This window comes from Flexivirga sp. B27 (assembly GCF_052905685.1).
This window is the reverse complement of the sequence record NZ_JBPYUM010000002.1, coordinates 474,364-487,615: the sequence shown is the minus strand read 5'-3', so window position 1 is coordinate 487,615 and position 13,252 is coordinate 474,364. Positions and strand designations below refer to the sequence as shown.

The following is a 13,252-nucleotide window of genomic DNA, read 5'->3' as shown; positions in this document are numbered from 1 at the left end:
TCGTGCCGCGGGTCACGCACCGGATCGGCATCCCCGTCGGCCGGGCTCATCCGGTCGTCGTCCGCGGCTGCAACACCGTCAGGTCGTCGCGGTGCACGACCTCCCGCTCGTAGGTCGGGCCGAGTGTGCGTGCCAGCTCGTGGGTGTTGTGTCCCAACAGGTCGGGCAGCTCCTTCGCGTCGTAATTGACCAGGCCGCGAGCGACCACGACGCCGGACTCATCCACCAGATCAACGGCGTCACCCGCGGTGAAGTGCCCGGACACGTCACGGATCCCCGCGGGCAGCAGCGACTTCCCCCGTCGGGTGACGGCCTGCACCGCACCGTCGTCGATGATCAGCGTGCCCTGCGGCGAGGTCGCATAACGCAGCCACAACTGCCGAGCGCTGGGCCGATGCCCCTGCGGCGTGAAGAACGTGCCGACGTCCTCGCCGGCCAGCGCCGCACCCGCCAGCGCCGTGGAGGTCAGCACGGTCGGGACACCGGCAGCGGTGGCGATCTCGGCGGCTTCGATCTTGGTCACCATGCCGCCGGTGCCGACGGCGCTGCCGGACCCGCCGATGTCGATCCGGTCCAGGCCCGCCCGGTCGTCGACCTCCCCGATGCGCCGGGCGCCGGGGTGGGTGGGCGGGGCGTCATACAAGGCGTCGACGTCGGACAGCAGCACCAGCGCCGAGGCGTTGATCAGGTGGGCGACCAGGGCGGCCAGCCGATCGTTGTCACCGAAGCGGATCTCGTGGGTGGCCACGGTGTCGTTCTCGTTGATGACCGGCACGACGCCGAGGGCGAGCAACCGCTCGATGGTGCGCCGGGCGTTGACATAGTGCCCGCGGCGGGTCACGTCGTCGGCGGTGAGCAGCACCTGACCGCTGGTCAGTCCGTGCCGCCCGAACGCGAGGTTGTATGCCGCCAGCAGCGCACCCTGGCCGACGCTCGCCGCTGCCTGCTGGGTGGCCAGGTCCCGGGGACGGCGCGGCAGCCCGAGAGGGACCATGCCGGCCGCGATCGCACCGGACGAGACCAGCACGACGTTGCTGCCGGCCAACCGGCGGGCGGCGAGCACATCGGTGAGCGCGGTCAACCGGGCCGGGTCCAGCCCGCCACGCTCGCCGGTGAGCGAGCTGGAGCCGACCTTGACCACAACAGTCGCGGCCGACGCGAGCGCGCGGCGCTGTGCGGACGCGTCGTGATCAGTCATCGCTGTCGATCACTGTGGGGTCGCGGTCGGTCCACAGTCCGGCCTTGCGCTCGGCATCCAGCTCCTCGCGGGCCTCCCGCTGGGCGTCCTTGCGGCGGTGGAACTCCTCGCGCTTCTCGGCGCGGGTCGCTCGACCGCCGGGCTCCTCCAGGCGCAGGTCCGTGCCGCGCGGGCCGAGCAGCTCGGCACCGGTGGCCATCGTCGGCTCCCAGTCGAAGACGACGGCGTTGTCCTCGGGGCCGATGAGCACCGTCGAGCCGGGCACCGCGCCCGCCTTGAAGAGTTGCTCCTCGACGCCGAGCCGATTGAGTCGGTCGGCGAGGTAGCCGACGGCCTCGTCGTTGGCGAAGTCGGTCTGCCGGACCCAGCGGGTGGGGCGCTCACCGATGATGCGGAAGACGTCGTCGTTGCCGTGCTTCTCCTTGCGGATCCGGAAGCCGGAGTCGTCAACAGCCTTGGGCCGCACCACGATCCGCTGCGGCACGATGTTGGATTCGATCTCCGCGCGGGCCCGCTCGACATGCTTCGCGAGGGAGAAGCTCAGCTCCTTCAGCCCGATGTGTGCGACCGCGGAGACGATGTGCACCTCCAGGCCGCGCTCCTCCAGGTCGGACTTGACCATCTCGGCCAGCTCGCGGGCATCGGGCACGTCGGCCTTGTTGAGCACGACGATGCGAGTGCGCTCCGAGAGCGGCTTGCCGCCGAGGGTGTCGTCGGCGACATACTCGGCGAGCTCCTGCTCGATGACGTCCAGGTCCGACATCGGGTCGCGGCCGGGCTCAAGCGTCGCGCAGTCGACGACGTGCACGAGCACCGAGCAGCGCTCCACGTGCCGCAGGAACTCCAGCCCGAGGCCCTTGCCCTGACTCGCACCGGGGATCAGGCCGGGCACGTCGGCGATGGTGTAACGCTGCGAACCCGCAGTGACCACACCGAGATTGGGCACCAGCGTGGTGAACGGGTAGTCGGCGATCTTCGGCTTTGCCGCGGACATGACCGAGACCAGGCTCGACTTGCCAGCCGATGGGAAACCGATCAGCGCCACGTCGGCGAGCGTCTTCAGCTCCAGCGTGATGTCCGACTCCTCGCCCGGCTCACCGAGCAGGGCGAAGCCGGGCGCCTTGCGTCGGGGCGAGGCCAGCGCCTTGTTACCCAGCCCGCCACGGCCGCCCCTGGCGGCAACGAAGGTCGTGCCGGCGCCGACAAGGTCGGCGAGCACCTCGCCGCGGGAGTTCTTGACCACCGTGCCCTCGGGCACCTGCAGGACCAGGTCGTCGCCGTCGGCGCCGTTCTTCTCGTCACCGGCGCCGGGACGGCCGTTGGGAGCCACCCGCTGCGGGCTGTGGTGGTATTCCAGCAGCGTCGTCGACTGCGGGTCGACAGCCAGGACCACGCTGCCGCCCTTGCCGCCGTTGCCGCCGTCAGGTCCGCCGAGCGGCTTGAACTTCTCCCGGTGCACCGATGCGACGCCGTGCCCGCCGTGGCCGGCACGCACGTGCAGGACCACTCGGTCCACGAAGTTGGTGGCCACGTGATTCTCCTAGGACTGTGAACCAGAAATAGAGCTGGTGCGGGTATGACGATGCGCTGGGTATGACGGCAAAAAGGGGTGGGTCCGCATCATCTCGGACCCACCCCCTTCCGCGAGGTGCTGTGTGGCTGACGCCTGGCTCAGGCCTCGGCGCTCTCGGCCAGCACGACGTTGACGGTCTTGCGGCCGCGCTTGGCCCCGAACTGGACCGCGCCCGCGCGCAGCGCGAACAGCGTGTCGTCCTTGCCGCGGCCGACGCCCTCACCGGGGTGGAAGTGCGTGCCGCGCTGGCGGACGATGATCTCGCCGGCGCCGACGACCTCGCCGCCGAAGCGCTTCACACCGAGACGCTGGGAGTTGGAGTCCCGACCGTTGCGGGTCGAGGACGCACCCTTCTTGTGTGCCATGTCTTAAGCCTTTTCTTGAGAGATGAGTTCAGAAACGAAGATCCGTGTCCCGCGAAGTATCAGCGCGTGGAACGAGCGGAACGCTTCGTGGGGTAATCAGGCGTTGATCTCGGTGACCTTGACCTGGGTCAGCGGCTGACGGTGACCCTGACGCTTGCGGTAGCCGGTCTTGTTCTTGTACTTGATGATGGTGATCTTCGGGCCCTTGGCCGACTTCATCACCTCGGCCTTGACCGTGACCTTGGCCAGCTTCGCGGCGTCGCTGGTCACGGTGGAGCCGTCGACCAGCAGCAGCGGCTGGAGCTCGATGCTCTCGCCGGCCTGGGTGGCGACCTTGTCAATGGTCAGGACATCGCCCACGGAGACCTTCTCCTGGCGACCGCCTGCGCGAACAATCGCGTACACGTCGGAACTCTCTTTCGTCATGGATGCGCAACTTGTCTTGGGACCGGCAGGCAGCTACCCCGGTTGACCGGGACGCCCGCGCGGTGGGCACACCGAGGCACGAGTTTACGGGCCGGGCCGGTGTTGCTCCAAATCCTGTGTTGCTTGTCTGGGTCGGTTGTATGCCGCCGGTTGTATGGCGTCAGTCGTCAGCGGACGGCGGCCCGGCAGGCGCCACCACTCGCGCGCGCTTCTTACGCTTCGGTGCAACCGGCTCGGGCGCGGCGGCAACCGGTGCCGCCGATTCACCCGACTGACCTGCAGCCGATGCGTCCGACGCTGCGACCGTCGCCGTCGGCGCCACGGCCGGTGCCTCGACGTGCTGGGCTGCACCGGCGGCCGACGTCGCCCTGCGGCGAGCGCGGCCGGTCAGCTTGCGCTTCGGCTGCTCGGTGGTGTCTGTGGTGTCGGCGCCGGACTGCTCCGTGTCTGCCTGCTCCGGCGCAGCCGAAGCAGCGGCGCCGCGCTGCGAACCGGCTCGACCGGTCACGACCTTCCCGCTCGGCTGCTTCGTGGCCCGCTGACGGGTGTCCTTGACGTCGGTGCTCTCGGAGACCTCACCGGAGACGTCCTCGGCGGACTGGTCGGCTGCCTCGACCGCCGTGTCGGTGCTGCCGGTGTTGTCGTCCGTGCTGTCCAGAACCTCGTCGTCCGCCTTGCTGCCGGACTGTGCCGCGGCGTGCGCGGCGGCAGCGATCTGCGCGGCGGTCGGCCCGGACGGCTTCGCCGGCTCCTCGGACTGCTTCTTGGCCTTGCCCTTGCGGGAGCGGTTGCCGCCGCCGGACCCGCCGGACGGCTTGTCCACCGGATCGGAGTGCACGATGATCCCGCGGCCGCCGCAGTGCTCGCACGGCTCGGAGAACACCTCGACCAGCCCGGAGCCGACCCGCTTGCGAGTCATCTGCACCAGACCGAGGGAGGTGACCTCGGCGACCTGGTGCTTGGTGCGGTCCCGGCCCAGGCACTCCAGCAACCGGCGGACCACGAGGTCACGGTTGGACTCCAGCACCATGTCGATGAAGTCGACGACGATGATGCCGCCGATGTCGCGCAACCGCAGTTGGCGCACGATCTCCTCGGCAGCCTCGATGTTGTTCTTGGTGACGGTCTCCTCGAGGTTGCCGCCCGACCCGACGAACTTGCCGGTGTTGACGTCGATGACCGTCATCGCCTCGGTGCGGTCGATGATCAGCGAGCCGCCGCTGGGCAGCCAGACCTTGCGGTCCATCGCCTTGGCGAGCTGCTCGTCGATGCGGTGCACGGCGAAGGCGTCCTGCTCCCCCGTCCACTTCTCCAGCCGCTCGGCCAGATCGGACGCGACCGAGCTCACGTAGTCGTGAACCTGGGTCCAGGCCTTGTCACCGGAGACGACCAACTTGCTGAAGTCCTCGTTGAAGACGTCACGGATCACTCGGACGGTCAGGTCCGGCTCACCGTGCAACAGGCTCGGGGCGCTCGCAGACTTCGCGTCGGACTGGATCTTCTCCCACTGGGCCTGCAGCCGCTCGACGTCGGCGCGCAGGTCCGCCTCGCTGGCGCCCTCGGCAGCCGTCCGGACGATGACGCCGGCGTCGCTGGGGACGATCTCCTTGAGGATCTTCTTCAGCCGCGAGCGCTCGGTGTCGGGCAGCTTGCGGGAGATGCCGGTCATCGAGTTGCCCGGGACGTAGACCAGGAAGCGACCCGGCAGCGACACCTGACTGGTCAGTCGGGCGCCCTTGTGGCCGATCGGGTCCTTGGTCACCTGGACCAGCACCGTGTCGCCGCCCTTCAGGGCGTTCTCGATGCGCTTGGCCTGGCCGTTCTCCAGGCCGGCTGCGTCCCAGTTGACCTCCCCGGCATACAGGACGGCGTTGCGACCGCGGCCGATGTCGACGAACGCAGCTTCCATGCTCGGCAGGACGTTCTGGACCTTGCCGAGGTAGACGTTGCCGGCCATCGAGGCCTGCTGGACCTCACGCGAGACGTAGTGCTCGACCAGGACGCCGTCCTCCAGGACACCGATCTGGGTGCGGCCGCCCTTGTCGCGCACGACCATCTGGCGGTCGACGCTCTCGCGACGGGCGAGGAACTCCGCCTCGGTGATCACGGTGCGGCGACGGCCGGCCTCACGGCCTTCACGGCGGCGCTGCTTCTTGGCCTCGAGCCGGGTCGAACCCTTGATCGCGGTGACCTCGTCGCGGTCCTTGCGCGGCTCGCGCACCTTGGTGACGGTGCCGGGCGGGTCGTCGCCGTCGGTGGCCGCTCCGCTGCGGCGACGCCGACGGGTGCGACGGCGGTTGCTGTCGGTCTGGCCGTCGGTGTCGTCCTTGCTGTCCGAGGACTCCGGACCGGAGCCGTTGTCCGAGCCGCCACCCTTCTTGGTGTTCTTGCCCGAGTCGTTGCGCTTGCCGTTCGAGCCCTTGCCGGAGGAGTCCGACCCGGAACCGTTCCCGGAGCCATTGCCGGACCCGTTGCCAGAACCGTTGTCGGCATTCTTCTCGGAGTTCTTGTCGCCGCTCTTGTCGGAGTCGTCCTTGGCCCGGCGCCCGCGGCCGCCGCGGCGGCGGGAGCGGCTGCCCGAGGAGCCCTCGTTGTCGTCGTCGTGGTCGTCGTCGCTGTTGTTGTTGCTGTTGCTCTCGCCGTGGTTGTTGCCGTTGTCGCGAGCGGTGTCGTCGCGGGAGCCGTTGTCCTTGTCGCCGGACTGTCCGGACTCACGTCGCGGGGCGACGGTCTGCGGGTCGGGTGCCTGGAACAACAGGCCGAAGTTCAGTGCGGTGGACGATGCGGCCGGCGGCTGGCTGTCGTTGCCGGGTTCGGCTGCGTCGGGTGCCAGGAACGGGTTGGTCTCTTGCGGGGCCATAGCCCTCGTTTCTTTCTCAAGCATGCGGGTGACCCACAACGAGGCAATGCCTGCACACCCGCATGTCGCGGTTGGGCCGTCGCTCACGGTCGAAACACTCGCCGTGGCGACGCGAAAGTCGTCTGTTACGTCACGTAGGGGGTTCGCGTGTCGCGGCACCCATCCGGTCGGACGCCGTCGGTCCTGCACTCGGCTGATCGCGAGGTCTCGCGGGCTCAAGTAGCTGCCAACGGGGCGTCGAACAGGTTGTGGCACTGCCGACGACCACAAGCATTGTCGCATACATTCGACCGCTCGCCGGTCTCAGCGCAGCGGGTCTCCGATGGTTGCGTTCTGCTGCAACGGCCCCTGGCTCAATCGAGTGATCTGCGGCGGGCGTGTCGGGCGCAGTCCGCCATACATCCCCAACGCGGTGAGGACGTCGTCCGGGCGCACGAGCGGTGTCAGGTGCCGCAGTATGACGATCGCGCTCGCTCCGTCGAGGCTCATCGCGGCGATCGCGCCGCGCACGTCGAACTCGCGCTCGCCCTTCTTGGTCATCCGGGACACCGTCGCCGCATCACGCTCCAGCAGTCGCCCGACAGCCGACTCGACCGCGGCCAGGTCGCCGGCCACAAAATCCAGTCGCCAACAACTCGCCTCCAGGCGGTCCGCCAGGGCTCCGGGCAGCGCCGGCGCGACGTCGAGGACGACCAGGTCGGTCGGCAGCGCGGCATCGAGGGCGTCGCGCAACTGCTCGGGATCGCGCTCCTCGGTGAGCAGGATCTCGAAATACTCCGCTTCGCTCGCCGTCCCGGTGGGTGCCGCGTTGGCGTAGCTGATCCGCGGGTGCGGGTGGAACCCCGCAGAGAACGCGACGGGGATCTGTGCCCGCCGGACCGCGCGCTCCAGCGCGCGCTGGAAGTCACGCGTCGAGGAGAACCGCAGCCGGCCGCGCTTGGCGTAACGCACTCGCACGCGTTGCACTGCAGGATCGGGCTCGGGTCCGTCCGGGACGCGTTGTCTGGCCACCGCACCACGGTAGTCAGCGCGTGCTGACATACTGCGCCGGCTCTTCCGCCGGTGCATTCCTCCGTCGCGCGCCGATCACCGCGACGACCACGCCTGCGCACACGATCATGAGCGCGGCGGCGAGTCCGAGGGTCTGGCCCAGCCCGGTGACGAAGGCATCACGTGCTGCCTCGCGCACCGGACCGCCGAATTGTGTTGCGGCACCCACGGATTCACGAGCAGCGTCGGCGATCCGGGCGGACCCTGGCGGCAGATCCAGCGCCGACCGGTAGCCGTTGCTCAGCACACTGCCCAGCACCGCGATCCCGAGCGCTCCGCCGACCTCCCGTGCGACGTCGTTCATCGCTGAGGCCACACCTTGTTCCGCCGCCGGCAACGCGTCGGTGATGCTCGCGGTGGCGGGCGTCATTGCCCAACCCATGCCGGTGCCGCCGATCCACAACAGCACGGCGATCACCCAATAGGACGTGTCCGCCCCCACCGTGGCGAGGCCGGCCATCGCCACGGCCACCAGCGTCATACCCGCACCGCAGAGGACGCGGACACCCACTCGTCGCACGATGTATGGCGCAAGGCGTGCCGCCGGCAACAGTCCGATCGCGATGGGTGCAGCGGCGCATGCAGCCACCAGCGGCAACCAACCGCGGACGAACTGCAGGAACTGCATGAAGACGAAGATGAAGCCGAAGAAGACGAAGAACAACGACGACACAGTGAGCATGCCTGCCGTGAATCCACGATGCTTGAAGAGGCGAATGTCCAGCAATGGTGCACTGTTTCGCAACTCCCAGACAGCAAAGAGAAGCAGGATGACGACCCCGGCGGCGAGGCCGCCGATGGTGCGCCCACTCCCCCAGCCCTCGATCGGCGCCTCGATGATCGAGTAGACGAGCACGCCGAGCCCCGCGACCGACAGGACGGTGCCTCCGGCGTCGAAACCACCCGTGGACTCGGCCCGCGACTCCGGGACCTCGCGCACCGTCAGCACCGCGGCCACCACGGCGACCACCGCCGTGAACCAGAAGATCGACGGCCAGGTGAACCACTCCAGCAACAGCCCGGCCGCGAAAAGCCCGAGAACCGCACTGCCGCCGGCCAATCCGGCCCAGACAGCGACACCCTTCACCCGCTGTGCGGGCGGGAAGGTCGCAGTGATCGTGGAGAGCGTCGCCGGCATGATCATCGCCGCGGCGACACCCATCACCACGCGGACCGCGATGAGTGCACCGGGCCCGGTGACCGACGCACCGACGGCAGCCGCGACGATGATCAGCCCGAGCCCGCCGAGCAGCACCCTGCGTCGTCCGAGACGGTCACCGAGGTAGCCGCCGGGCAACAGCAGCGCCGCGAAGGTGAGCGCGTATCCGTCGACGATCCAAGACAAATCGGTCTGCGTCGCTCCCGTATGCCGGGCAACGTCCGGCAGAGCCACCATCAGCGACGAGACCGCGGACACCACCGTGGCGAGACCGACGCAGACTGCGACCAGTGCGCCCCTCGTGCGATCCATGATCGGCACATCCATGATCAGCACCCTCCTCCTCGCGATCCGGGTGATCGCGTCGACAACGACGATCCGCCCCGGCGAACGCTAGGCTCAACGGTGATGAATAAACCTCGTGGACGACGTGTGGGTAATCCCGACACCCGAGCGCAGATCCTCGGCATCGCACGCGACCGCTTCCTCAGCGGCGGGTACGCCGGGACCTCCATGCGTGCGATCGCCCGCGACGCCGGAGTCGACGTAGCACTGCTGAGCTACCACTTCTCCTCGAAACAGGGGCTTTTCGCGGCTTCGATGGAGTTGCCGGTGCGACCGGGTGACCTGATCGAGGAGGCCCTGGACGCACCGATCGACCAATGGCCGGCCCGCATCCTGCGCACGGTGCTGCGCGCGTGGGACGACCCGACGATCGGCCCCGTTCTCGTGCAGACGGTGCTCGCCAGTGCCGCCCAGCAGGAGGGGCCGGTCGGCTTCGTTGAATTCCTGCAGACCGAGTTGCTCGACCGGATCAAGGGCAAGCTGGTCGGCCGCGACGCCGAGGCGCGGGCCACCGGCATCCTGATGACCATCGCCGGGCTGCTGATGACCCGCTACGTGCTGAAGGCGCCGGCCATGGCAGACCTGTCGTCCGAGCAGGTCGTGCGCATCGCATCGCCGGGCATCGCCATACATCTGCGCGGGGCACGGGTGCAGAAGCCGGCACGCTGACCGCAGCGGCCTTCTCGTCCACAGCCGGCGGGCCGCACCCGCAACCACACGGGAAATTCACCCGTTGTTGAGCCACGACTTCCACGCAGGTCAGCCGCGTTCGCTTACCTCTCTTGCGGCCGGCGTTCCCGTCAAGCTCAGCCGAGCCTGCACCGGCCGACCGAGGAACTTCTTGATGACTGCCTTTCGCTCGATCTCGCACTCCGGCAAGGCATTCGGCGCTGTCGCAGCTGTCGTGCACCAGCCAGATCGTGCCTGCCGGGAGCACCACCGCGGGTGTCACGCGACGCTGACGACGGCAGACAACGCACCGATGACGATCAGCTACGCCACGGCTTCCCAGCCCGGCGGCAGCCAGGAGCACACCGGCACTCAGACCCGGCACTATCTGTGCGAGCAGGAAAGCAGTGCGGCGTGCGAAATCTCGCACGCCGCACCGCTTTTCGGGTGACTCAGGTCAGCGGGTAGGCCTGCACGATGGACGGACGCGGGCCCTTCCACTCCCCCTTGTGCGCCTTGCGGCCCACGTAGTCGGGGAAGTAGGAGCGCTGTTCCTCCCAGCTGCCGTCCTCGCCGGGGTGCTGCACCGCGACGAAGACCAACCGGTCCTTGTCGTGGACGACCGGTCCACAGGTCTCGGCGTCCTGCGGCACGGCGAGGAACTGCTCGACGTGGCCGCGCTCGGGTCCGGTGAGCGGCATCCGGAAGAGCCCGTCGGACAGTCCGATCGCGCTCGGCATGCCGTCCGTGGCGATCCACAGATTGCCCTCACTGTCGAATGCGACGTTGTCCGGGCAGGAGATCGGCGACACCTTCGCCTTGGGGTAACCGGCGAAGTAGGTGTCGGCTGCCGCCGGGTCACCGGCCACCAGCACGAGGTTCCAGGCGAAGCGCGTGGAGTCCTGGTCGCCGACCTCGGTCAACTCGACGATGTGCCCGTGCTTGTTGGCGTTTCGCGGGTTGGGCTCGGTCGGGCCTTCCTTGCCGGCCTTGCCTCGGTCGGTGTTGTTCGTGCAGACGACATACACCTTGCCGGACTGCTGGGACGGCTGCACGTCCTCGCAGCGGTCCATCTTGGTGGCGCCGACCTTGTCCGCCGCGAGCCGGGTGTAAACCAGCACTTCCTCGACGGACATCCCGGGCACGCGTGACTCGCCGTCCACGGTCAGCGCGATCCACTCACCGGAACCGTCGAACTGGCCGTCGGACGGCAGCTTTCCGGTGCCGTCGATCTCGCCGACCGGCGAGTCACCGTTGAACCGCGCGACATACAGGTTGCCCTGCGACAGCAGGGTCTTGTTGTGCTCCCGCGCGCTGCGGCTCTGACCGGGCTGGTAGGCGTCCGCGGACACGAATTTGTAGAGATAGTCGAAGCGCTCGTCGTCGCCCATGTAGGCGACCGCCTTGCCCGAACCGGACAGGATCACGTTGGCGCCCTCGTGCTTCAGCCGGCCGAGCGCGGTGTGCTTGACCGGTGTGGAGTCCGGCTCGAACGGGTCGATCTCGACGACCCAGCCGAAGCGGTTGGGTTCGTTCTCGTAGCCGGTGCCCGAGCGGGCATCGAAGCGTGGGTCGATCGTCTCGAAGCCGTATGACGACTCGCCGCTCGCCAGGCCGTAACGCTTCTGCTCCGCGCTGGTGCCGTCCGCGCGGAAGTAGCCGTTGAAATTCTCCTCACCGGACACGACTGTCCCCCACGGGGTCGTGCCACCGGAGCAGTTGCCCAGCGTGCCGAGCGCCAGGCGCCCTGACGGGTCGGCCTTGGTGCGCAACAACTTGCTGCCGGCAGCCGGACCGGAGAACGCGAACGGCGTCTGGCCGGTGATCCGCCGGTTGCGGGCTGCCTTGCGAACGTCCTTGGTGCGCCACGGTTTTCCCGCACGCGGACGCCACAGCTCGACGACCGAGAAGCCGTGTGCCGCCAGCGACACCGCACGCTGCTCACTCTCGGGCATCGTCGGCGGATACATGATCGCCGGGTTGACGTATTCGTGGTTGCAGACCAGCAGTGCCTCACGGCCGCGCCGGTCGGTGGCGATGATGTCGGTGTAGTCGTTGTTGTAACCGAACTGCGTCTCCTGCGCTGCAGCGCTCTGCTTCATCGGGTCGAACGCCGGGGCGCCGGGCAGCACCGGGTCGCCCCAGCGGATGATCGGCTCCCAGCGCCACCCCTTCGGCACGGTGAAGTCGTCGACCGTCTTGGCGACCGGGGCGATCGGCCGGAACGACATGCCTGCACCGGGCCAGTGGCCCTTGCCGGGCGTCGCCGCTGCCGGTGCCGCGCCCGCCGCCGCGGCGGCGACGGTGATCGCACCCGCTCCGGCCAGGCCGAGCAGCGACCGGCGGGTCAGCGCCGCGCCCGCGATGTCGCGGAAGGTGGAGTTGTCCGAGGTGTTGGGGACCGGTGCGAGACAGGCGTTCCTGCACTTGAGCTGGCAGGTCACGGGCGACCGCTTGCCGACAACGTGGTCGGCCATGGGCAGGCTGCGTAGGCGAGGTTCTACTGACACGAACAACTTCCTCACGGTGAGACGGGGCCGAGACGGACGATGCCCGACCCAGCACGGATCGTGACGCCGGCCGGATCCTCCGAACAGGCGTCGATCGCGACGCTAGAAGCGCCTGCGAGCCGTGCGGTGTCCGCAAACTGACCACGCGGTGAACAACCTGCAAGAAGCGGCGGCCACCGACCGGGTCAGACCCGGTCAGGCGCGGTCGTGCAGCGTGACCCGATATCCGTCGGGATCGGCGAAGGTGAAGGTCCGGCCGAAGGGGCCGTCGACCGGCGCCGCGACGATCGGGTGCGAGTCGGCGGCGAGCGCATCGTGGATGGCCTGGACGTCCGTGGCGTGCAACCAGATCGCGGTGCCGACGCCCGGATGCGGTGCAGCGCTCAGATCCGTGCCCGGGATGACGTCGCGCAACGCGAAGGCGATCGGCTTGGTCTCGAAGACAACGGCGTGCGGAGGGCCTGCGGGGGAACGCACGAGTCCGAGGTAGTGCTCGTAGAACCGTTGTGCCGCAGCGAGATCGCGCACTTGAAGGGAGATGAAGTCGGGTCCGGTGACGGGCATGATGAGCTCCTTTGTCGAATGCGTTCGATTCGTGTCAGTTTTCTGACACAATCAATGTATGTCAGAATACTGACATGAGTCAAAGGGATGCTGGAGTCGACCTGGAGACATCGCTGGGCTACCTGCTGAAGGAAGCGTCGAGCGCGTTGCGGACGGCCATGGAGGAGGTGTTGCGACCCCTCGGGATGAACGTGACGCACTACTCCTGTCTGGAGTTGCTCGCCCAACGCCCCGGGCTGTCCAACTCCGAGCTCGCGCGCGGCACGTTCGTGACACGACAGTCGATGAACGTGCTGCTGCGCAATCTCGAGCGCGAAGGTCACGTGACCCGGCCGACGACAGCTCCCGTGGGCAAGGCCCTCCCCACCCGGCTCACCCCGCGCGGACGGCGCAGCTTGGCCAAAGCGTCCGCCGCAGTGCGTGCAGTCGAGGTCCGGATGCTCGCCGGACTGACCGACACCGAGCAGGCCGTGGCATCCCACATGCTGCGGAGCATGATCCGCTCACTGCAGGACGTCGGCGACGATGCGTGA

At 68.5% G+C, this 13,252-nt stretch carries 12 protein-coding genes; 3 read left to right on the top strand and 9 right to left on the bottom strand.

Translation table 11 applies throughout. The features are described 5' to 3' along the window. Positions 1-46 precede the first annotated feature (46 nt). The 7 genes from proB to ACSZL9_RS11110 form a co-directional block, all read right to left on the bottom strand. Positions 47-1,198: a glutamate 5-kinase gene (proB, locus tag ACSZL9_RS11140; protein WP_446665563.1), complete on the bottom strand. Its 1,152-nt coding sequence runs from the start codon at positions 1,196-1,198 to the stop codon at positions 47-49. Further along, entirely contained in the window at positions 1,191-2,729 is a 1,539-nt protein-coding gene (gene obgE, locus ACSZL9_RS11135; protein WP_446665562.1) for a GTPase ObgE, read from the bottom strand. Before obgE ends, proB begins: the two co-directional genes overlap by 8 nt. Before the next feature lie 140 nt (positions 2,730-2,869). After that, positions 2,870-3,136, bottom strand: a complete 267-nt coding sequence (gene rpmA, locus ACSZL9_RS11130) for a 50S ribosomal protein L27 (protein ID WP_446665561.1) — start codon at positions 3,134-3,136, stop codon at positions 2,870-2,872. 96 nt (positions 3,137-3,232) lie between these two features. Next, positions 3,233-3,541, bottom strand: a complete 309-nt coding sequence (gene rplU / locus ACSZL9_RS11125) for a 50S ribosomal protein L21 (RefSeq protein ID WP_446665560.1) — start codon at positions 3,539-3,541, stop codon at positions 3,233-3,235. Between the two features lie 181 nt (positions 3,542-3,722). Continuing rightward, the gene (locus tag ACSZL9_RS11120; RefSeq protein WP_446665559.1) at positions 3,723-6,422 is read right to left on the bottom strand and encodes an Rne/Rng family ribonuclease; all 2,700 of its coding nucleotides are present in this window, start codon (positions 6,420-6,422) and stop codon (positions 3,723-3,725) included. A gap of 303 nt (positions 6,423-6,725) precedes the next feature. Next, positions 6,726-7,433 carry a TIGR03936 family radical SAM-associated protein gene (locus ACSZL9_RS11115; protein ID WP_446665558.1) on the bottom strand — a complete coding sequence of 236 codons (708 nt, stop codon included), beginning with the start codon at positions 7,431-7,433 and terminating at the stop codon, positions 6,726-6,728. 13 nt (positions 7,434-7,446) lie between these two features. Beyond that, positions 7,447-8,958 (bottom strand): MFS transporter, encoded by a 1,512-nt coding sequence (locus tag ACSZL9_RS11110; RefSeq protein ID WP_446665557.1) that lies wholly within the window; start codon positions 8,956-8,958, stop codon positions 7,447-7,449. Between the two features lie 105 nt (positions 8,959-9,063). Here ACSZL9_RS11110 and ACSZL9_RS11105 point away from each other — a divergent pair, with 105 nt between their 5' ends. Continuing rightward, positions 9,064-9,645, top strand: a complete 582-nt coding sequence (locus tag ACSZL9_RS11105) for a TetR/AcrR family transcriptional regulator (protein ID WP_446665556.1) — start codon at positions 9,064-9,066, stop codon at positions 9,643-9,645. Between the two features lie 175 nt (positions 9,646-9,820). Further along, a complete protein-coding gene (locus tag ACSZL9_RS11100) occupies positions 9,821-10,096 on the top strand; it encodes a hypothetical protein (protein ID WP_446665555.1) in 276 nt (91 codons plus the stop codon). A gap of 1 nt (position 10,097) precedes the next feature. Here the strand turns inward: ACSZL9_RS11100 and ACSZL9_RS11095 are convergent, their stop codons facing one another. Continuing rightward, entirely contained in the window at positions 10,098-12,122 is a 2,025-nt protein-coding gene (locus ACSZL9_RS11095) for a PhoX family protein (protein ID WP_446665554.1), read from the bottom strand. Positions 12,123-12,350: 228 nt separating this feature from the next. Further along, positions 12,351-12,719: a VOC family protein gene (locus ACSZL9_RS11090; RefSeq protein ID WP_446665553.1), complete on the bottom strand. Its 369-nt coding sequence runs from the start codon at positions 12,717-12,719 to the stop codon at positions 12,351-12,353. A gap of 74 nt (positions 12,720-12,793) precedes the next feature. On the opposite strand from ACSZL9_RS11090, the gene ACSZL9_RS11085 reads away from it, so the two are divergent. Further along, a complete protein-coding gene (locus ACSZL9_RS11085; protein WP_446665552.1) occupies positions 12,794-13,252 on the top strand; it encodes a MarR family winged helix-turn-helix transcriptional regulator in 459 nt (152 codons plus the stop codon).